Genomic DNA, 1,451 nt, shown 5'->3' on the forward strand with positions numbered 1-1,451 from the left:
CGATGACGTATTCGGATGTCGAAATGAGCATGGGTGACGTTCCGGCACTCGGCCAGCAGACGGATTCTCTGCTGGCCGAGTTGGGACTTACGGGCGACCGGATCGCGGAACTTCGCCGCGACGGATCGATCGGTTAACGCTTCTAGCGTCGCAGGTTCTCGAACACCGCTGCAATCCCTTGTCCGCCACCGATGCACATGGTCTCGATCCCGTACCGTGCCTGGCGTCGGTCGAGTTCGCGCAGCAGATTGGCGAGTATCCGTCCGCCGGTAGCGCCGACAGGATGTCCGAGCGAGATCCCGGAACCGTTGACGTTGAAGCGCTCCTCGATGTCCTGCGCGCTCAATCCCCAAGCCTTGGCGCACGCGAGAACCTGTGCGGCGAAGGCCTCGTTGACTTCGATGAGGTCGATGTCGCCGAGCGACAGGTCGACACGGGAGAGGGCTTTCGCTACCGCTGGCACCGGGCCGATGCCCATCCGGTTCGGCTCCACACCGGCGACGCCCCAACTGACCAGTTTCGCGAACGGACGCAGGCCCAGTCGTTCCGCGTTGGCCGTAGTGGTGACGATGGCCGCAGCTCCGGTGTCGTTCTGGCCGCAGGCGTTTCCGGCGGTGACTGTGGCTTCGGGGTCGACGCGACCTCGAATGGGGCGCAGTGCAGCAAGATCGGACAGCTGAATCCCCCGGCGCGGATGCTCGTCGCGGGTGACGACTGTCTGCTCACCACGGCGCCCGTGCACCGAAACGGGAATGGTCTCGTCGTCGAAGTACCCGCTGTCCTGGGCGTGAACGGCCCGTTCGTGCGATCGCACCGCGTATCGGTCCTGCTCGTCGCGGGTGATCGAGTACTCGCGGCGCAAGTTCTCGGCGGTCTCGATCATGCCGCCTTCGACCGGAAAGTTGACTCCGCCGGAGTTCGTGCGCGGTTTGGCCAATCGGTCGTGGAACTCGACGGAAGGGCGCTTTGTGCCCCAACGCATGTCGGTGGAGTAGAACTCGGTTCCGCTCATGCTCTCGGCGCCGCCGGCGATGACCAGATCACTCATCCCGGTCTGTACCTGCATCGCGGCGTAGATGATCGCCTGCAATCCCGAACCGCAACGGCGATCGAGTTGTATTCCGGGAACGGATACGTCGAGACCGGCGTCGAGTGCCGCGATTCGCCCGATGGCCGCGGCCTCTCCGTTGGCGTAACCCTGACCGAAGATGACGTCGTCGACATCGGTGGACGCAATGCCGGTTCGTTCGACGAGGCCACGCACAACGGTGCTGGCGAGTGTGGTGACGGGAACGTCCTTGAAGACTCCGCCGAATCCGCCCACCGGGGTGCGAACGGGTTCACAGATGACTGCGTCGTGCATGGAATGTGCCTGTCTCGAGGAGAGGTGGGGAATGCCCGCGGGGTCCGGGTCGCCACCTTGTCGGCGGCGTACTCCGTGTAGCCCTTCC

Annotated in this window: 1 protein-coding gene; it reads right to left on the reverse strand. The window is 64.5% G+C overall.

Features of this window, described 5'->3' with window-relative positions; genetic code table 11:
* Positions 1-142 precede the first annotated feature (142 nt).
* A complete protein-coding gene (locus ABT116_RS45920; RefSeq protein ID WP_351647123.1) occupies positions 143-1,363 on the reverse strand; it encodes an acetyl-CoA C-acetyltransferase in 1,221 nt (406 codons plus the stop codon).
* Positions 1,364-1,451: the final 88 nt, after the last annotated feature.

The organism is Streptomyces sp. NPDC002130, from assembly GCF_040296465.1.
In the GTDB taxonomy this organism is placed as follows: domain Bacteria; phylum Actinomycetota; class Actinomycetes; order Streptomycetales; family Streptomycetaceae; genus Streptomyces.

What these genes read in the sequence shown, in the direction of transcription:
- ABT116_RS45920 (WP_351647123.1), bottom strand. Translation starts at nt 1,363, where the DNA reads ATGCACGACGCAGTCATCTGTGAACCCGTTCGCACCCCGGTGGGCGGA.